The organism is Paenibacillus sp. Leaf72, from assembly GCF_001422685.1.
Taxonomy (GTDB): domain Bacteria; phylum Bacillota; class Bacilli; order Paenibacillales; family Paenibacillaceae; genus Pristimantibacillus.
In genome coordinates this window covers 89,295-108,044 of record NZ_LMLV01000002.1, presented here as the reverse complement: position 1 = coordinate 108,044, position 18,750 = coordinate 89,295, and the positions used below count along the sequence as shown (strand labels likewise).

The window sequence follows — 18,750 nt, the reverse complement described above, 5'->3', positions numbered from 1 at the left end:
ACAATTATAGAAGAAAACAAGCAATTGTGCTCATCATCCTAAAAAAAAGAAGGAGGCCGTATCCGATGATCCGAATGCGGCCTCCCTTCGATTTGGTGATCGAAACGCTGTTATTGCTTGTTGTCCTTATACCAATCATTAACTTCCTTCGTAATCACGTCGCCGCCATTTTTGTAAAATTGGGCCACGAACTCATCAAAGTAAGAGAGTGGCTTCTCGCCATAAATGATGCTCAGATAGCTCTCCGTTGCGAGCTTCTGCAGGAACACCCCGTGCTTCTCCATCCCGTCTGTTAACGGCCCGTGGTACCGGTTCGGGATTTCGAGCTCCTGCTCAGAAATTGCGATCCCGGCTGCCAGCAGTTGGGCCGAATTCAGCCCTTTGATGCCCTGTTCGATCGGCGTCAGCACCTCGGCGTCCGAATTGTTCAATAATTTTTTTAGCGCATCTGCGTTCATATACGGCAGCGCCGGTGCGCCGCCGGTCAGCGGATAAAGCATCCAGCGCATATCCAAGGATGAACCGTCTGCAAGCGGCCATTCGTTATTCGGCACGCCTTCGGCTTCGAAATCGACGGTGATGACCTTGCCGTCCTTGATCACATAATCGTAGCCCTCGTGAAACCCTTGTTCGAAACGAGGATCGAAGTATGGATCCTCCGGGCCAAAATTTTTAGCAAGCAGCTTATTATAATAGGCAAACCAGGCTTCAATATGATTAAAGTCTTTGCTGAAAACCGTGTAGATGCCGTACAATGGCTTCTGCGCCTTGCCCTTTAGTCCGTCCGGTCCGGCAGGAAGGGGATACGCCTGCCAATTTGCTTTTGGATCAACCTTCACCGTGTCGCCGAGCGGCCAGGCCCCCATCCAGAACGGACCGAACATGACGCCTGCCATTCCTTTGACCGCTAGCTCGGACGCTTGGCTCGAGTCCTTCATGCCTGCATTTTTGTCCATGTAGCCCTTTGCCATCCAGGACGCCATCGTCTCCAAATATTTCTTGGCATCTGGGTGAACGGCGCCATAGATCAGGCTGCCATTTTTGTCCTCATTCCAGAACATATTGATGTTGGAGGTGCTAAGCATCTGTTTGGAGAAAGCCCCAGCTATTGCGTCAGTCTGCCCCATCCAGTTCCATGGGCCTTCCTTCAGCGGAACTGCCAGGCCGACTTCGTCGTCATTGCCATTCCCGTTAGGGTCTTGCTCGGAAAATGCCTGCAGTACGTTCTCCAACTCGGTGATCGTCGTCGGCGGTTTCAACGAAAGCTTCTCGAGCCAATCCTCACGGATCCACATGACCGTTCCTTCATCCCCCACGTTGAAGCGAGGAAGTCCGTAAATCTTGCCGTCTTTGGTTACCTCCGTCATCGTATAAGCGTACTTCTCCAGCGCTTCCTTTAGCTTAGGATGCGCGAACTTCTCAATGGCATCGTTCAACGGAAGCAGTTTACCCGCTTTAAGCAGATCCTTCAGGATGTCTCCATCTGCACCGAAGGTGTCCGGCAGTTTGCCGTTCACGGCCAGCGCCAGCCGGATTTTTGTATCTATGTCCTCGAACTTGCTGACGATCCAGTCAAATTTCGTGATCATACCCAGGTTTTCTTCCATCCAGCGGGTATGCACATTGTTCGTAAGGCTCTCGCCTGGCTTGAAGGCGTTAGGCCGATTCTCATCCACGATTGCCGTCGTAATTGTAATCGGCGGAGCATATTGAAAGTCCCATATCGGCTTCATTTCATCACTCACGGGACTGGTCTTGGTCGACTCCCCACCGCTATTCAAACAGTCGGCAACGGCAAGCAGCAGACTCCCTATCAGAACTGCCAATAGAAAGCTTCTCCACCTCCTTTGCCTCTTCACCAGCCCGACTCTCCCCGCTCCATTCCTGATCGGTATCTGTCCCTGAATTCCTGCGGTGTCACCTGATAATAGTCACGGAATTTACGAATAAACCAGTTCGTATTCGGGTAACCGATGCTTTCTCCAATATGGTAAATTTTATAATCCGTATGCTTCAGCAGCTCGCAGGCCTTGAGCATGCGCTGCTCGTAAATATATTGGGAAACGGTCGTATCCGTACATTGCTTAAAGAGTTTAGAGAGATGGTTAGGATGTACGAAGACGCGTCTAGCCAACATCGTAAGCGACAAGTCCTTGTCAATTTCCTGCCGGATGTAAGACTGCGTCTTGCGGACGATCGCCTGGCTATGGTCCTCGGATTCCTCCCCCAGCTTATCGCGAAGCGTGCGCAGCGAGTCCAGTGCCCAGCCTTCCAGCTGCGACGCGTGCAGCATCGCTTTCCCCTTTACATAAGCGGACTGTCCGGGAGTGAGCATCTGCGCCAGCGTCCTGCCGCTGCGATTCGCAATATACTGGAATGCATTGGATAGAAAGAAAAAAACGTCGCGCATGAGATCCGGCGAACCCGTGTGCAGCAATGGCGACACGAACGCGCGGATTTTAAGCTCCGCCTCTTCCCACTTCTCAGACTCTAAAAGATGCGTCAGAAGCGGCGTCTCGTAGAGCTTTCGCATGAGGCGCGCTTCCTCCTCGTTGCGCTCAGTCACCTGCCCGGGCGAACGCCCAGCACTGTCCAGGCGCGTTATGACCGCCATGTAACTGGCTTGCAGCCCTTCCGGGAAGAGACAGTCAGCCTCACCCACGGATATTTCACCTTTGAGCAAGTTCTGTACTTCCCGCTTTAACTGGTCTATCCGCTCGTGCACCCAATCCTGATCCGGCGGAGCACCCGATAGATCGTACACGAGGACTAGCAGGGTCCCTTCATCGTCCGCAGCCGACCAGCAATCATACCGCTCCATCAGCAGTTCTTCCAGCATGTTCGTTACCGCGAACCGGATCAGAGACTGCGAGTAAAGATCCTGTCCGTCGAAAGGGGGACCTAACCGAACGAGGCACAGTGAGACGTGACCTGATATCAGCAGCGGGAGGTCGAACAGCTTCAACTTTTCCGCAAGCGCCTCGCCGTTTAGGCTGCCGCTGAGCGCCTTGAGCAGCAAGCCTGCCTTCAGCTCGGCGCTGTTGTCCTGATATATACGGAAGCCCTGTTCGATCGCTCGCTCCTGCTCAAGCTGCTTAACGATTCGGCCCATTGCCTCCAATAGCTGCTCGTCCTTAGCCGGCTTCATCAAGTAATCGAGCGCTTGAAGCTCAATCGCTTTGCGAGCATAATCGAAGTCCGCATAACCTGTGTGCAGCAAGCATTTCAATTGGGGAATGCGCCTCCTGGCCTGCTCGATCAGTTCTAGGCCATTCATGCGCGGCATACGGATATCCGTCATGAGGATGTCGACAGGAAAAGCTTCCATCAGTGCAAGCGCCTCGCTTGCGCTGTAAGCTTTCAAAACCGGGGAGATGCCGAGCTTCGTCCATGGAATCGTATCTGCCAGACTGTCTGCATAGTGTTTCTCGTCATCAACCACAAGCAGGCTATTCATGGCTTTTCCTCCTTATCGTTACGTCTCCAATCTGCATTCTTCATTCTTCAGTCTCCAGACTAAGCTGACGGCTAGCCCGCCCAGCCTGGATGGAATAAATGTAATTTTGGCGTCTGCGCCATAGTTGCCCTGCAGTCGCTGATACACATTCCATAGGCCGCAGCCGGCATATTCACCAGCCGGGACACGAAGCTCCTTGTGCAGCTGGTTGATCTGCTCCATATTCAATCCTTTGCCGTTATCCTCCACTTCCAAGTGCACCCAGCTATCCTTGACGTAGACCCTGATTTCCACCCGGCCCGGGTATTCGACGTTCTCAAGTCCATGCACCAGCGCATTCTCCACGATCGGCTGGATGAGAAGCCGGGGGACGCGGAGCTGTGCAAGCTCCTCCGGCAGCTCGATGCTGTAGGTCAGCGTCTCATTGCGAAGCCTGAGAATTTCCAAGTGAATGCGTACGAACGCAAGCTCTTCGCCCATGCTGACTCCCTGATTGTCCATACGTGTTGTATACCGGTAATAGTCGGCCAAGTGATAGGCCATGTCGATGACTGCCCGATCCTTCCCCATCTTGGTCATGTTAATGATGAAACCCAGGCAGTTGTACAAAAAATGAGGATGAATCTGCGCCTGTAATTGCTTCAGCGTTGCATCGCGAGCAAGGATACGCGATTGCAAGTCATGCTCGATTAGATCTTGGATCTGCGTCGCCATCTCATTGAAGTTTTGCATGAGGAACGCGAATTCATTGTTTGATTTTTTCGGCAGACGGTAGGCGTAATCGCCTCGCTTGATCTGCTGCACCGCGTGCACGAGCCGTAAGATCGGCCTCTGTACGTTCCAGTACAAGGCAGTCGCGGCGGCGATACCGGATAGAAGCAAAATGAAAGATGACGCTCCAAACAGCACCCTCTGCTGCTTAATTGGCCCGATTATTTGGTCGAGCGGAACGGAATCGATGAGCTGCCAGTCAAGAAGGTTAGAATAATGATAGGTGATCAGATAAGGCCTGCCATCGAACGAATGAATCAAGAAACCGGAAGTACGGCTATTGACCCTGTCTCCCAGCTCTGCGACGATTCCATCCATCTTAAGTCCTTCTGCGGACCGGCTGGCGATGATGGCATGTCCCTCTTTGTAAAAAAACGGATTGTTGGAGTGGCCAGCCTTGTAGGTGTCGAGCAGATTCTCGAAGCTCCACTTGTACAGATTAATGCGAACGGCAACATCTAGCTCGTTCGGACGAGCCGGTTTGTAACCCGTAGTGACATAGGTTCGAGTAAAACCGGAGCCTATCCCCAAATCTTCACTGTAGCTCCACCCCAGCGAGAATCGGCCCTCAAACTCTTCAAGATCATATTCATAGGAGGGAGAAGAAGATATGCTATCGCCTTTTTGCGGAAAAAAGATCGTCATATCATTGCGCCAGTTGCCCGACGCGCTGGCCAGCGACAGCTTCTCCTGAATCAGCAGCCGGGTTTTCATGAGGGAATAATCGCTCATGTTGAGGCTGTACCGGTATTCCAGTACATTCGTGTCAACGAGCATGGGGGCGGAGACCAGATCGAATTTCTCTATGCTGGCATCCAGCTGTGCCATGAAAAGCTCCATCTGGTTTAGACTCGCCTTGATGAGCTCCTCCTGTATGACATTGATGCTCTTGTACGTTGAATAATAGTAAAGCGCCACGACAGGCGTCAGCAAAATCAGCAGCAACACAAGCAATTTCTGAAAGATGTTGAATTTGAATCGCATGTCATTTCCATCCTTGCTTCGAAATTGCACTTCACCCGATATATTACAATATATTGAAAGCGTTTACTATATCAATTCTTTGCTTAGAATACCTCAATCATGATAGACGCTATCTTTATAATTACACTCGCTAATTTTAAAGCTGCCGCCCTCCTATGACACCTAAGCAAAAAAAAGCCTGCCAAATGGTTCTGGCAGACCTACTATTAGTATTTCCCAAATCCATCTTCACACGTAATATCCAATTCAAGAATATCGTATAGATCTTGTTTGGAATTTTCTAATTTATTTTGAGCTTCTTCAATTTCCGAAATTTTCCCTTTAATGATGCGTATTTGTTCCTCTTTTGATATTCCTTTTTTCGAAATCATGGATTTTATATCGTGAATCGAAAATCCAACAGCCAAACAATTTTTAACAGTGTTTAGATGATTAACAATTTCTAAAGCGTAATTCCGATAGTTATTCTGTTCTCTCAATATATATTCATCCGTAATAATGCCTATTTTCTCATAGTAACGGATCGTTGATATCGGAAGATCAACCATTTTTGCTACTTCACTAATTTTCAACTTAAACACCCCGTTTTTGCTCTTGCTATAAAGTATACTTCATAGTTTACAATCCTCATAGTGCAGATAAGTTGCAGTACAATTTTGAAAACAATAGATAAAGGAGAGAAATTCACATGAGCAAAATCACCAGCAAATTCCACAAAACAAACGATTTTAATCAAATCGTCTTGGAGCGCCAATCCGTTAAAGTTTACGATCCTGAAGTGAAAATCAGCCGGGAGGAAATGACCGAAATGTTGGCGAAAGCTTCCCGCGCCCCTTCTGCCATTAACATGCAGCCATGGCGTTTCCTTGTCATCGACAGTGCTGAAGGCAAAGAAAAGCTTGCACCGCTGGCCTCCTTCAACCAGACGCAAGCTCTAACCTCCTCGGCTGTCATTGCGGTATTTTACGATGCAAGCAATATTGAATATATGGACGAAATTTTCGGCAAAGCCGTGGAGCTTGGATACATGCCTCAGGATATTATGGATATGCAATTGCAACAAGCGAAGCCTTATTATGCGAGTATGGCTGCATCCGATCTGCGTGACATGAACCTGATTGACTCGGGCCTCATTTCGATGCAGCTGATGCTTGTAGCCCGTGCTCACGGATATGACACCAACCCGATGGCCGGTTATGATAAGGAGCAGATCGCTGAAGCCTTTGGCCTGGACAAGGATCGGTTCCAACCGGTCATGTTGATTTCTATAGGAAAAGCAGCCAAGGAGGGCTATCCCTCCTACCGCCTCCCGGTTGAAACGATTACGACCTGGGCCTAATCAACCGTTACACTTGGAGACTAACCTAACGATGGATGTTGTTATTCATCAATATCATTCGAGAGTAAAGCTCGGTTTCGGGTCACGTCCAAGTGATCCAAAACCGAGCTTTTTTTGTTTTAAGCGATAGATATGTGAAGCAGCGGACATCCGTTGATCAAAACTAAGGAAATGCCACTTTGATAGCGGGGCGCACGCCGTCACGAGCTAAGTTAACACGGCCATAACTGCGTATACTGCTGCGTGGGCCAATAAAATAAGCACGTGAACAACTAACCGGCTGGGTTCTCAGCCACCACCAAGAGCAGCCTAATTCCTCACCCTTCTCGATGATATAGTCAGCTTTGACGGTTTTATCATACACATACAGGTGACAGCCATCTTCCTTTTTCAGTTTGGAAAATTCCGTTCCTATTGTCCGACGTTTCACGCTTAAAGCGACTTCATCATGTTTAGAGGTCAGTTCTTTCACCTCCGAAACACTGAGCAGAAAAACCTTGTCATCCGTGTCAGCGCTCGCCTCTCCGTTGTCCGTGCAATATGCAGTCTTGATGAACCGCTTCTCGGAATCATTGAATGCAGTGATATAAAATTCATCGTTCAGCCATTTTCGCATATCAGAATCACGCCATGAGATATCGACAAATTCACCATGATACCGCCTGCAGTCCAAAATGTATTCGCTCAACAGGAACAGCTCGCTGCCTGAATTTTGCAGCACCCGCCACCTGATCGGCGTTCTGTCTGCGCCGCCCGCGGTCTGAGGATAAATGCCGAAAGTAATGATTGCGCCGGGCTCTGCGCTTCGAAACGGCGTGCAGGCAAAATTAACATTTTCCAAAAAAATCTCCAACTTTCGTTTTTAATTCAATTGTACAACGTTGATGCAATAACTAAGCTGGCTTCCTCAAACCCTTGATTTACCGCACTATGTATTTCAAAAAAACTTAACATACGTACTTTAATGTTTTACTTTAAGTAAAGACGGCAGTTCGAGAAAGTCGGCAAGCTATTCATAGCCAAAACCGGCTCACTGCACGAAGTTAGGAGTGGGCTGGCTTTTACACATAAAGAAGACCCGATGATCTAGAAAGGCATCATCGGGTTATCGCTTCCTTATTCCATTAACGTGTCCATTAGCGGAATGGAGTATAGTTGGGCAGCCATTCCTTGCAATTATCAGCACGTAATTGCAGCTCATTATACAGCATCCCGGCATGGTAACCGTCGCATATAGCATGGTGGAATTGCCCGGATAGTGGCAGCAGTATTTTGTCTTCCTGCTGAAAGTATTTCCCCATTGTAAGGATGGGGAGCAAAAAGGTCCCCTCGTTATAGATGTTCAAATTAAAGCCTGTGAAGCTAACCCAAGGAATGCTGGAAATAGGGAAAGTATTGGGCGGTTCGTTTGGTTTAGAGGCAAATTGTTTAACCTTTCCGTAATTTTTCATATCATCAAGATAACGACTGTAGAAATCATTAAAATCTTCGCCGTACAAAGTCCACATGCTTGAAAAAGTCTTATCATCATCATGGAAAATGGTAAAGCTAGGAGACAAACGATCCCAATAGCCTAATGTCCCCTCCGAATTAAAGCATGTGCGAAATTCATGATGGCGGTTTACCACAGTAGCTATCATATGGATGAGTGCGGGATAAAGCTTTATTTCCTGACTCTTGAGTTCTTTCAGCAGCCGGGTAATATCCATATTTGCCGTCATGCTAAAGGTGCATCTGACCTTGTTTAAATAATGCTCAAAGTATGGTTTCCTACTCCAGTTATCCATAATAATCGGATTGAAGTTCATTTATAATAACCTCCTAAAATGATTGTTTTTTCGTTTTAGGAGGTTTGATCCACTGCTTTAACCATGTCCTCTTCACAATCCCTTTTATTATTTTAATGTGGAGAAAAAAAAGCCGCTCTCTTTGCGACTTTTTTCATTTATGTTATCCGGTATCTTATGTGTTTTCATCTAAAATCCCAACCGAGAGGGAGTGCCATTATAACAAAGGCGCACCCAAGGAGTAGCCTACAATCATCAGCAGCAGCACCGTGATGTGGTTCAGCGAAAAAATGAACATCGAACGCGCCCACTTTTCCTCCGGCTTCCGACGATATCCGTCGACGCTCAGAATTAACCAGGCCAAGCTCAGGAGCGCATTCGCCACAGCGATGTACGGATTAAAGGACCAGAACATGAAGCTGCTCAGGAACAATGCAACCAGATATACATTCATCTGCACGTACGTTCTGCGAATGCCCTTGACGACCGGCAGCATCGGGATGTTAGCCGCCCGGTATTCCTCCATACGACGAATCCCGATGGCATAAAAATGTGGCATCTGCCAAATCACCATTAACAGGAACAACGCCATTGCACCAGGGTGAAAAATGTCAGGTGAGATTGCGGCCCAACCGATCAGCGGAGGCATTGCACCTGACAAGCTGCCCACCTCCGTATTATAGATGGTTCTGCGCTTCGTCCACATGGTATAAGGCACGACATAGAGGAACAGCCCCAGAAAGCCGCAGTAAGCGGCAAGCGGAGATGAAATATACAACGCGACAAGGCCGCCTGCCGCGATCCAGATCCCCATGATCAGCCCGCTCCCGACGTCAACGATTCCGGATACAGTCGGCCGATTTTTCGTCCGTTCCATAATGGCGTCGATATCGCGATCGTATAAATTATTGAAGATGCCGGCCGCTCCGATCACCAAGGCAGATCCGATCAAAGCCAGCACAATGTTGCCGATCTTATCGAAGAACGATAAGTGATGAACGTACAGCGCCATGCTAAGCCCTGCGATCATCGCAATGAGATTCGACTTGATAATACCAAACTTTATCGTTTCAAAGAGCACCTTCGTAATGGAGATCGGCATTCGTTCGATACTATTTGTATTGCTTTGCATCAGCATGAGAATAACACTCCCTGTATGTGTTTTCATTTCTATAGGTTATTTCTTTAGGTTACTTCTATAGGTTACCATAAAGCTTCATTAGATGTGCCATTATTCCATCAACCCTCATGATTCTGTCAAAAACCCTTGTCGCTTTCGTGAACAACCCGTTTGCATGTCCAAGACGGCACTGTAATCAAGCTTTAGACTGACTCTTGAAATTTATGAACTAAATTCAGTTTACTCCTATAAATTGGATTTATTCACAAATAAAAAATGAGTTGAGGAAGCTAATAAGCATAGAAAAAGAGGATCGTTCAACTGGATAAAGAGGAGGTAAGAGAAAAGGGGCAGGCTGCAAGCCAATAGGAAAAAATCGAAAAATTTCATTAACTTTACCGCAGAAATGTTGGGATGAAATAGATCAAATAAGGGTAGCCCTATAAATAACTTAGGGCTACCCTTGATGAATCAACAATCATTGTAGTGACCAAATTTTAAGGTCTAATCAATACTTTGAGCGCTTTACGGTTGTCAATGGCTTGATACCCCTCCGGTACGCCATCAAATCAACCGTTACGTCAAACACGCGTCCTGGTTCGAGGGTTCCGTCCAGAATGTCCGGCAATAATTCTTCCATGTATGCACGTGTTGGTTGATAGAAGAATCCTTAAAACCCAGGAAGCCTTAAAAACAGCCGTTATTGAACTTATGTCTGAGAAAAGTTTTGACGATATTACCATTCAGGATCTTTCGGATCAAGCAAACGTCAGCCGTGGAACGATATATCTTCACTATATGGATAAATACGATTTGCTGGATAAGCTCATCGAGAAGCATATTGACGAGCTCCGGGAAAGATGCGAAGCATCAGCAGATTTGGATTTTGTAACGGGGTCCGTAATATGGACGGAGTATTTTGAAACTAATTACGCATTTTTCTCCACCATGCTGGCTAGCAAAGGAGCCTCCCTCTTCCGCAGCCGTTTTCTCGAATTTCTTATTGAAGAGTTCCAAGACGAAGTGGATAACAACCATGGCAAGAATGAAGGGTTGAATAAAGAGCTTGTCGTGCAATTCGTGGCATCTTCCTATGTAGGCGTAATCGAATGGTGGTTTATGAACGAGAGACCGGTAACTTATATCGTATTAGCAGAGCAATTAGGGGCTTTATTGGAAAGAATTTGTGAGTAGGAAGCTATACATTCGTCATTAATCAAATCGGTAATAAGACCAGGTTTATTTATACAGCCCACACAAGGCGATTCCTAAAGGGTCAATTTCCCTTACTGTCCATAATGAATTATGATTCTATAAAAAGGGAAGTGACTCCTCTGCCCATGAAATTAACGAGGTCTCAGCAATTAGCTCAAGATCATATAACAAATTACGCAAGAAGCCGCAAAAATGAGGTGGAGCAAACCATTAGGGAAATTCTTCGAATGTCCAACATCGAGCCGAAGACATTTGAAGAGGCTATCACTAAACTAAAATCTCACGCAAATGTTGCGCTACACTTTCACCCAGATAGATTAGACCCGACCATGAAAAGCGTTGCTGAAGCACTACTTGAGCAGGGAATTTATAAAAGCCAGTTTGAGACTTTCCTATCGAATGGAAGTGTATCAGCATTTTCAGGTGGTGAACGTGACGTTTGGGAGAAGAAAATGTTTGGAGGAGCGTACCAAATAAATGGCTCAACCAATAGCGAACGGCCCAAGTATGGGGCACTCAATGTCATGTTACATCCCGATGGACCTGCTCCACGTTTTGGATCATGCTATTTCCTTTTATCCACTGAGGTCTCTCATCGTTGCACTTATACTTATATGGATTCTCACCAAGACCCCACGGAAAAAGGGACGTATGAGGAATTTGACCTCATTTTGGCCGCTCTCATGAGGGATGCGTTCTATAGTGATTTTGCCATTGGTGAAAAAAACCTGACGGTTCAAAAGTTAATCGACCATATGCTCGTTAATCTTGAGAAACCATTCCAAAATCCATCAAATAAAGAGCCAAACCGAAATCTTAACCACTATATCGAAGCTCAGGTTCATGGTGACATTTTTCTTAAAGAAGACGTAAAGATGCTTGTTGCCGATCCATCATTTAAGGGCACCCATATAGGACGAATCTTAGAACAGATATGTTTAAAGTATTCAATTGATCTTTACTGGCACATGGGCTTTACACTTTTGGTTGATGAGGTTCCTATGAATTTTAGAGGTCCTTCGATGCCTTCACTAGCCAAAAGAATTGCGCAAAGTCATTTTATTGATGCAAATATGATTGGCTCTGCAGCTATGGACTTGAAACGAAATCCAAGCAATTGGAGCGATAGAGGAACCTATAATGAAGTTCTGCAACAATTAAAATTACTCTGGCATGTTTTAGTGAGATATGGAAAGCCAATGGAAAAGTGAAGATGGAGCAATTCTGTACCCTTCTCCTTCAGTCACAAGGAGTTTGAATTGTTGGCAAGTTTCTGGAGGATCCTCTAGTTTGGCGTCTTGGCCAACCCAATTTACATTAGACACTTATATAAGTTCGTGATATAGTTTTATACATGAAACCTAAAAATAACCTGACTGAGTTGAACGTTAGCGACTTCGCTATGGTGTTCGAAGATTTAACGAGGATTTTCATTCGGATGCCGTCCATTGAAAAACTAAGCTTCACTACCCTTTCCGTCCTGCACACGTTGTCCCTCAAGAGTCCCATGCGGCTTACTGAGCTGACCGTTAATGAGCAAGTTACGCAGTCGGGAATCACACAATTGGTGACCCGACTTGAACGAGACGGGCTCGTCGAGCGCCGGCCAGATCCAAATGATGGCCGAGTCGTTCAAGTGCACATTACCGCGCTGGGGGCAAATGTTATTGATTCTCGTCGTTTGAATCGCATAACGAAGCTCTCGAAATTCAGTGAAGGACTCACTGAGGAGGAAAAACAGGCAATTGCCTCCGCCATTCCCGCATTGAAGCGTCTGGTCGAACTGGGAACCGATTCGTAGTCGCGGTTGCATTTCCGTTGTTCATACCCGAGTGACGGACGAAACAAACGAATACAAGGAGGAACACTTATGACAACAGCTCCTTTCGTGCTTGAACCGAGTCCGATCCACGTATCAGATGATTTACTTGCTGATCTTCAAAATCGTTTAAAGGCCACCAGATGGCCTCTCGATGCCGGTAATGATGACTGGTTTTACGGTGTTAGTCGGAACTACCTTGAGAAACTCGTCGACTACTGGATTAACGAGTTTGACTGGCGCAAATCCGAGAAGGCGATCAACGCCTACGAACACTATAAAGTAAATGTTGACGGAGTTCCTGTGCACTTTATGCGTAAACCTGGCGTGGGGCCTAACCCTATACCCTTGATCCTGTCCCATGGCTGGCCTTGGACGTTCTGGCATTGGTCCAAGGTCATTGATCCACTAGCGGACCCTGGCGCATTCGGGGGCGATCCGGCTGAAGCATTCGACGTAATCGTGCCCTCCCTTCCTGGCTTTGGATTCTCGACGCCACTGCCGAGCCATCCAGACATGAACTTTTGGAAAATTGCCGATCTCTGGCATACGCTCATGACCGATACTCTCGGCTATGCGAAATACGCGGCAGGGGGATGCGATGTAGGTGCTCTCGTGACCGGTCAACTGGGACACAAATATAGTGACGAGCTCTACGCCATACACATCGGGTCTGCTCTAAAACTGAACTTCTTTAACGGAGATCGCGGTTGGGATTTCGCCGGAGGCCGTCCCATTCCCGACAACATCCCTGAGAAAATCAAATCGCAAATTTTGGAGTTTGATCGCCGTTTCGCATCGCATCTCGCCGTACACGTTCTTGATCCCAGCACACTCGCCTACAGTCTGAGCGACTCGCCAGTTGGAATGCTCGCATGGATTTTGGAACGATGGACCAAATGGAGTGACAATAACGGCAATGTCGAGAATGTCTTTACTAAGGACGACATCCTTACACACGCAACCATCTTCTGGGTCAACAACGCCATTGAAACCTCAATGCGCATCTATGCAAACAATAACCGCTATCCATGGACACCCGATCATAGTCGCTCGCCTGTCATTGAGGCACCAACCGGTATTACCTTTGTGGGCTACGAAAATCCGCCGGGTATCACGACCGAAAATCGCGTACCGAATTTTCTCGAAAGCGATCGGGCTCCTTGGTATAAACATGTCAACATCACAGCCCACGAGCATGGTGGACACTTCATCCCCTGGGAAGTTCCGGACAAGTGGGTTGAGGATTTGCGCCGCACCTTCCGAGGACGTCGATAAAGGATTCAACCGAATCGAGCTTTCAATAAAGGTTCGCGGTTCTTTGGTCGTTTAGGATAATTAAACAAAAAGGGAACCTCCTATTAGTCATGCATAATAGGTAGAACCCTTTTTGTTATTTGATTTTATTAAGTTTAGGTCTTGATAAATCTTAGTCTAATTCTTTTGAGGCTTCTTAATCATTTCTACGCCGTCAAAGGTAAGGCTTTCAATTTCCGTTTCCTTTTTCAACATATATCTATCAAAAAACGCCTTTGTATAAGAGGTAATAATATTGCGCTGTTCCATGGCATCTCGGGTTCCTCTGGAGGCTTCATTTGTAGTAGTAAACAAGGAATCGGAGAAGTCACCATGAGTCACATTATCAATAATGGCAAAGTAGGTTTCCTGGCTGTTGGATTCAAGAAGAAATGCATTCGTATTATACGCAAGCACGGTGCCGAGCTGCATGAAGGGTTTCTTAAGGTCGCTATCCAGGGCACCTAACATATTACCGTCAAGATTTACAGCGCCGACAAATCGGTCATCGTCACGGCTAACAATTGCCGCTGTCGTTCCTCCAAAAGAATGTCCAAACACACCCATACCGATTTCAAGCTGCAATTTGCCTTTAAACATGGATTCAATGTCACCTGTATTCATTTTGTACAGACTATCTGCGACATATCTAATATCCTCGCTCTGTAAAACGGCATATTTTGCAAACTTCACTGCTTCAGGCGCCGAAGTCAATTTGCGAGCAATCTCAATCGCTTCTTCTTCCTCGAGCTTCTCTGTCACAATTTCAGGGGGAGTTAGGGCGGCCGCTTCCATTCCGTATTTCGTTAATTCGTCCATAAATTCCTCTGTCATACCAACAGTTCGTCCATCCTTGAGTTTGTACACACCACTTTCGGCATGGCCGATTGATACCACAATATAGCCGGAGCTTGCCAGGTCTTGAGAGAACAAAGTGCCTTGCTGCGGGTAAGCGCCTGCGCCATGAACAAAGAATAAAACCGGATATTGCTTTTCCTTTTCAGACAAGGCCAGATCTTCGTAAGACCATGTCTTAAAATTGGAGTCAAAAAGCTGCTCACCACCCGCTGTAGCCCCTAATCTAACCAGAAGCTCATCCCTCAATGAATGAAACTCCGGAAATGCATATTCTGCCGTTGGCTTGCCTTCACTGCTGTCGGACGGATAGAAAAATAACGCCGTCAGTTCCCTTTCTGAATTGTCTGATGCTTTGTACTTGAAGTCCATCTGTGTACGCCCGACCGTATAACTTCCGACCGGTTTTGGAAATTCATCCTGTGCAGAAGTGCCGCTATTTTCCGGTTTCGGAGATTCCTCATGTGCGGAAGTACTGCTATTTTCCGGTTTCGGAAATTCCTCATGTGCGGAAGTGCCGCTATTTTTGCCGCAGGCGGAGAGCATGGTCAGTGCGAGAACAATTGCCAGTGTCGCTGTCAGTATTTTTTTCATAATTTCTCCTCCAATTTAAGTTATTGAATCGTGTTAACTTGTCCTGTGAAGAAGCATTCACCGAAGAGCATTCGACTCACTACTCTTCATATTCAGAGTCTTTTATTAATCCATGAAGGAAAAATTTATCAAAATATTTGCGAACCTTGAGTTGCAGATCTTCTTCCTCAATGCCGGCCTCCCTGTAAAATAAAATCAGATTAAACTGTACAGTCGCATATATAAAGGCAATCAGGTCGTCGTCAATGTCGGGCCGGAGCTTGCCGTCGTACCTCAACCGGCGCAAACTGTCCTTGAATATGGCGATGGATTCGTCTTTGAACAGATCCAGGTATAAGTGAAGCAAGACATCCACGGGAAGATTTATTACTGTTTTAACAAACTTGACTTCTAATTCATTCAATGGCTCAGCCGTGTTGTCACGAACCATAAGTTCGTAAACGTACTCTTGACCATCGTTTTTTAAAAAATCCTTTTTTTTCTGCGAAACATTACATAACATTACATAATAAAGATCATCCTTATCCTTAAAATACCTGTAAAATGTTGCCGGATGCAGAGACAATGTTTCAAGAATCAGCTTTATCGTGACGTCTTCGTACTTGTGATCGATAAAAAGTTGCATGGCCTTATTCAGCAGCTCATCCTGCTTCTCTTTATCCAAATTAAGAAATGCCTTTTGGAACATGTGAATCACCTCTCAAATAGTTGTGAATTAATTCATATTATAATGATAAAATATTATCAAGTCAAATCAAGTCAATTTTCACTAATTTAATGCCTGCTGAACAAATGCAATTTTCTACTGGGCAGTGCCCATGGCAGCAAGACCATGAGAATTTGGTAAAGAGCGCACTGAATTTCATCGGTGTCTTTTAGGAAGCTCTTTAACACGTCGGTAGAAAGTTGATTTTGATAGTCCACTCCGATTTTCAAACTGCTCGGTACACAACTTCTGCACTCACATTACTGTCGACATGCCAACTTATTGTCATTGGACACTTTTAAGTTTTTTTGAATCAACACTTAAATCAATAATATCAAAAATCCTCATCTGCTCATGCAATGTTGTTAGACTAAAAAGTAGACACGGAGAACCGAGAATCGGATAAAATAGACCTATCCAAATTTGAGATGAACGAAGTGACAAAGAAACATTATGATCAAGCATTTAAAAGACAAGTTGTCCAGATGATTCAAGAAGAGGGAAAAACCGCCCCTCAGGTTGCAGAGGAATTAGGGCTGCTGTATAAAGCCAATTTAACGGTTTTATTAGTAAACCAATATCACTTTAACAACCTCGCAAAGATTTAGAAGAGAACAAGACTTTATTGTATTAATTTTAAAAAAACAAAACTTTATTGTTCAGAACAACATTTTATTGTAATGAATTAATCATTGTAGAAAGAAAATAAAGTATTAAACTGGTCCCAACTATGAAAACAGCGGCAGCTGTGGACGAGAAAATAAAGTCCTAGACTACCGCTGTTTTATTGAGCTAACGTTTAATAAGAATCTTATAAAAATCCACGCCTTGATCAGGAATATGATCAATGAAATATGCTGATTTGAAAGCAAGAAAGTGTCTCCGCAAGACATCTAATAGTCCTCGCATATCTTCATCGTTAAATAAAGAAAAATTTGATTTAATCAATTGTTCTCTGAATGGCGCGTAACAAGCTTTCTATGCCAGGTAGCATAGGTAAGCACAAGCGGCTATTATCGCTGGTGCAGTACCGAAGCTCCAATACCTCTCTCCTATCCTTTTTGTTCGATTAAAACACAAATGACTCGCAAGATGGTCACTTTTTTCAAATTGTCCATCTTACGGGTCACAGTTCACGCTTCAAGTCTCGATAGCCTTTTTTTATACCTAAAATATTTTGCCAGATGTACAGACTGAGCAAGTAATTTAATTTTATCGTTAAGAACATCTTCGTTTAGCCCTCTTCATATTCACTTTAATCAAGCAAATTGCAGTTCACATTCAAGGGGGATATAGGCAGCAATGTTTTTTCCTGTAGAAGTTAATAATTGGCGATATCTCTGAGTTAAAATAGTTCGAGTGCCACATTCGCTATCAGGCAATGTGGTATTTCATTTTCAATAAGAAAAATTCACTAATTTTTATTAAATATCATCATTGTTCATGATATCGTGAAATTCAATGATATTTGTTGACAAATTGAACCCAAGGAATTACGATGTAATCATATTAAAGTCACTCATGTTTATTAAATTTCAAAATGATCAAAGAATATGGAATAAGGGAAGGAGGGGCGGTCACAGTTAGCATTTTGTAAGCGTTATACATTGAATCGGCCGGTCACGGCCTTCAAGTAGGAAAAGAGAGAACCTAACTGACAAGGAGAGTTATACATGAAATTCGCAACTAGACTTAATTCTTTTTCCAATGGCTCTATCGTCGAGACTATTGACCAAATCGCTGCGGTATCGGGCCTCACGCATGTGGACCTGAATTACCCGGAGCATTTTCAAACAAACTCGGTCGAAGACATCAAAGATGCACTAGAACGGAACAACATCAAGCTGAACGCTATTGCCCCGAGGTTCCGGAGTGAGTTCATTAACGGCGAGCTCGGAAACTCTGATCCGGAAGTGGCACGCAAAGCTATTGATCTGTGCAAGAAATCAATTGACGTTTGCAGAGAACTGGGCGGAGAGCACATTATTATTTGGTTGGGTTATGAGGGATTCGATTACTCCTTTCAGATCAATTATGCGCAGGTATGGAACCAAGTCGCTCGTGCATTCGAAGAAATTTGCCGTTACGGTTCCAATTTGAAAATCAGTATCGAGTATAAACCATTTCAGCCGCGTGCCTATTCGTTCATCTCTAGTTATGCAGATACTCTGCTGATGGTTGGAGATGTAGGTGCTGCCAATCTGGGTGTCACTCTTGATTTCTGCCACATGCTGATGAAGGCCGAAAATCCATCCTATGGACTAAGCTTGGTAGCAGAGCGGAACAAACTGCATGGCGTTCATTTGAATGACGGAAATAAGCTCAATGATGACGGCCTGATGGTGGGCTCGGTCAACTTCATTCAAACGCTCGAGTTCATCTTTTATCTGAAGAAGTATAATTATCAAGGAGTTGTCTACTTCGATACCTTCCCGGTCCGTGAACAGCCTTTGGAAGAGCTCAAGGCGAACATTGCCATGTTCGACAAACTGGATCAGTTGATTGACGAAATCGGAATCATTCAAATCCAATCCATCATTGATCGTAACGATGCCGTTGCAGCGCAGGCAATCATGTTCGCCTGCCTGAAATAAGTACCAATTAAAGTATTTTTTTATGCGCTGTCCCAGCCCGCATTGCAGTCGGGCTGGGAATATAGACGATGATGGTTGTAATCGGGTTTAGGTTGTAAGACGAAATGCTGATAGTCAGTATGAGAAACAAGAATAGATTCATAAGCACTCGTACGAAAGCAGGAGGAAAAAAGTAATTTGGATGGTTCAAGGAAACCTTGGTCCCACCTACCT

The 18,750-nt window shown here is 45.4% G+C and carries 16 protein-coding genes; 7 read left to right on the top strand and 9 right to left on the bottom strand.

What is annotated here, in order from left to right; genetic code table 11:
* Positions 1-110: 110 nt before the first annotated feature.
* The 4 genes from ASF12_RS09770 to ASF12_RS09755 form a co-directional block, all read right to left on the bottom strand.
* Complete coding sequence (locus tag ASF12_RS09770; protein ID WP_056033314.1) at positions 111-1,826, bottom strand: hypothetical protein; 1,716 nt, start codon at positions 1,824-1,826, stop codon at positions 111-113.
* Positions 1,827-1,855: 29 nt separating this feature from the next.
* Positions 1,856-3,457, bottom strand: a complete 1,602-nt coding sequence (locus ASF12_RS09765; protein ID WP_056033311.1) for a response regulator transcription factor — start codon at positions 3,455-3,457, stop codon at positions 1,856-1,858.
* Between the two features lie 18 nt (positions 3,458-3,475).
* Positions 3,476-5,212: a cache domain-containing sensor histidine kinase gene (locus ASF12_RS09760; protein WP_056033309.1), complete on the bottom strand. Its 1,737-nt coding sequence runs from the start codon at positions 5,210-5,212 to the stop codon at positions 3,476-3,478.
* Between the two features lie 206 nt (positions 5,213-5,418).
* Positions 5,419-5,784, bottom strand: coding sequence for a helix-turn-helix domain-containing protein (locus tag ASF12_RS09755; protein ID WP_056033506.1), 366 nt, complete (start codon positions 5,782-5,784; stop codon positions 5,419-5,421).
* 116 nt (positions 5,785-5,900) lie between these two features.
* Between ASF12_RS09755 and ASF12_RS09750 the strand changes: the two genes are divergently transcribed.
* Positions 5,901-6,551, top strand: coding sequence for a nitroreductase family protein (locus tag ASF12_RS09750; RefSeq protein ID WP_056033306.1), 651 nt, complete (start codon positions 5,901-5,903; stop codon positions 6,549-6,551).
* Between the two features lie 163 nt (positions 6,552-6,714).
* Here the strand turns inward: ASF12_RS09750 and ASF12_RS09745 are convergent, their stop codons facing one another.
* The 3 genes from ASF12_RS09745 to cyoE all read right to left on the bottom strand — a co-directional run bounded on the left by ASF12_RS09745 (position 6,715) and on the right by cyoE (position 9,476).
* Positions 6,715-7,392 carry a DUF6273 domain-containing protein gene (locus ASF12_RS09745; RefSeq protein WP_056033303.1) on the bottom strand — a complete coding sequence of 226 codons (678 nt, stop codon included), beginning with the start codon at positions 7,390-7,392 and terminating at the stop codon, positions 6,715-6,717.
* A 295-nt stretch (positions 7,393-7,687) separates the two neighbouring features.
* Entirely contained in the window at positions 7,688-8,359 is a 672-nt protein-coding gene (gene catA / locus ASF12_RS09740; protein WP_056033301.1) for a type A chloramphenicol O-acetyltransferase, read from the bottom strand.
* Between the two features lie 196 nt (positions 8,360-8,555).
* Positions 8,556-9,476 (bottom strand): heme o synthase, encoded by a 921-nt coding sequence (cyoE, locus tag ASF12_RS09735; RefSeq protein WP_155972994.1) that lies wholly within the window; start codon positions 9,474-9,476, stop codon positions 8,556-8,558.
* Positions 9,477-10,169: 693 nt separating this feature from the next.
* Here cyoE and ASF12_RS09730 point away from each other — a divergent pair.
* From ASF12_RS09730 to ASF12_RS09715, 4 genes are all read left to right on the top strand, one after another.
* Positions 10,170-10,652: a TetR/AcrR family transcriptional regulator gene (locus ASF12_RS09730; protein WP_235533114.1), complete on the top strand. Its 483-nt coding sequence runs from the start codon at positions 10,170-10,172 to the stop codon at positions 10,650-10,652.
* Between the two features lie 146 nt (positions 10,653-10,798).
* On the top strand, positions 10,799-11,884 hold the full coding sequence (locus ASF12_RS09725) for a DUF3626 domain-containing protein (protein ID WP_056033295.1): 1,086 nt from the start codon (positions 10,799-10,801) through the stop codon (positions 11,882-11,884).
* A gap of 170 nt (positions 11,885-12,054) precedes the next feature.
* The gene (locus ASF12_RS09720; protein ID WP_235533113.1) at positions 12,055-12,474 is read left to right on the top strand and encodes a MarR family winged helix-turn-helix transcriptional regulator; all 420 of its coding nucleotides are present in this window, start codon (positions 12,055-12,057) and stop codon (positions 12,472-12,474) included.
* Between the two features lie 69 nt (positions 12,475-12,543).
* On the top strand, positions 12,544-13,770 hold the full coding sequence (locus tag ASF12_RS09715) for an epoxide hydrolase family protein (RefSeq protein WP_056033289.1): 1,227 nt from the start codon (positions 12,544-12,546) through the stop codon (positions 13,768-13,770).
* A 156-nt stretch (positions 13,771-13,926) separates the two neighbouring features.
* Here ASF12_RS09715 and ASF12_RS09710 read toward each other — a convergent pair whose 3' ends face one another.
* Both ASF12_RS09710 and ASF12_RS09705 read right to left on the bottom strand, forming a co-directional pair.
* A complete protein-coding gene (locus tag ASF12_RS09710) occupies positions 13,927-15,237 on the bottom strand; it encodes an alpha/beta hydrolase (RefSeq protein WP_235533112.1) in 1,311 nt (436 codons plus the stop codon).
* Positions 15,238-15,316: 79 nt separating this feature from the next.
* Positions 15,317-15,925: a TetR/AcrR family transcriptional regulator gene (locus ASF12_RS09705; protein WP_056033286.1), complete on the bottom strand. Its 609-nt coding sequence runs from the start codon at positions 15,923-15,925 to the stop codon at positions 15,317-15,319.
* A 455-nt stretch (positions 15,926-16,380) separates the two neighbouring features.
* Here ASF12_RS09705 and ASF12_RS34360 point away from each other — a divergent pair, with 455 nt between their 5' ends.
* Complete coding sequence (locus tag ASF12_RS34360) at positions 16,381-16,551, top strand: hypothetical protein (RefSeq protein ID WP_155972991.1); 171 nt, start codon at positions 16,381-16,383, stop codon at positions 16,549-16,551.
* A gap of 1,065 nt (positions 16,552-17,616) precedes the next feature.
* On the top strand, positions 17,617-18,537 hold the full coding sequence (locus ASF12_RS09700; protein ID WP_056033281.1) for a sugar phosphate isomerase/epimerase family protein: 921 nt from the start codon (positions 17,617-17,619) through the stop codon (positions 18,535-18,537).
* The last annotated feature ends 213 nt before the right edge of the window (positions 18,538-18,750 follow it).

What these genes read in the sequence shown, in the direction of transcription:
- ASF12_RS09765 (WP_056033311.1), bottom strand. Translation starts at nt 3,457, where the DNA reads ATGAATAGCCTGCTTGTGGTTGATGACGAGAAACACTATGCAGACAGT.
- ASF12_RS09760 (WP_056033309.1), bottom strand. Translation starts at nt 5,212, where the DNA reads ATGCGATTCAAATTCAACATCTTTCAGAAATTGCTTGTGTTGCTGCTG.
- ASF12_RS09750 (WP_056033306.1), top strand. Translation starts at nt 5,901, where the DNA reads ATGAGCAAAATCACCAGCAAATTCCACAAAACAAACGATTTTAATCAA.
- catA (WP_056033301.1), bottom strand. Translation starts at nt 8,359, where the DNA reads ATGAACTTCAATCCGATTATTATGGATAACTGGAGTAGGAAACCATAC.
- cyoE (WP_155972994.1), bottom strand. Translation starts at nt 9,476, where the DNA reads ATGCTGATGCAAAGCAATACAAATAGTATCGAACGAATGCCGATCTCC.
- ASF12_RS09730 (WP_235533114.1), top strand. Translation starts at nt 10,170, where the DNA reads ATGTCTGAGAAAAGTTTTGACGATATTACCATTCAGGATCTTTCGGAT.
- ASF12_RS09725 (WP_056033295.1), top strand. Translation starts at nt 10,799, where the DNA reads ATGAAATTAACGAGGTCTCAGCAATTAGCTCAAGATCATATAACAAAT.
- ASF12_RS09715 (WP_056033289.1), top strand. Translation starts at nt 12,544, where the DNA reads ATGACAACAGCTCCTTTCGTGCTTGAACCGAGTCCGATCCACGTATCA.
- ASF12_RS09710 (WP_235533112.1), bottom strand. Translation starts at nt 15,237, where the DNA reads ATGAAAAAAATACTGACAGCGACACTGGCAATTGTTCTCGCACTGACC.
- ASF12_RS09705 (WP_056033286.1), bottom strand. Translation starts at nt 15,925, where the DNA reads ATGTTCCAAAAGGCATTTCTTAATTTGGATAAAGAGAAGCAGGATGAG.
- ASF12_RS09700 (WP_056033281.1), top strand. Translation starts at nt 17,617, where the DNA reads ATGAAATTCGCAACTAGACTTAATTCTTTTTCCAATGGCTCTATCGTC.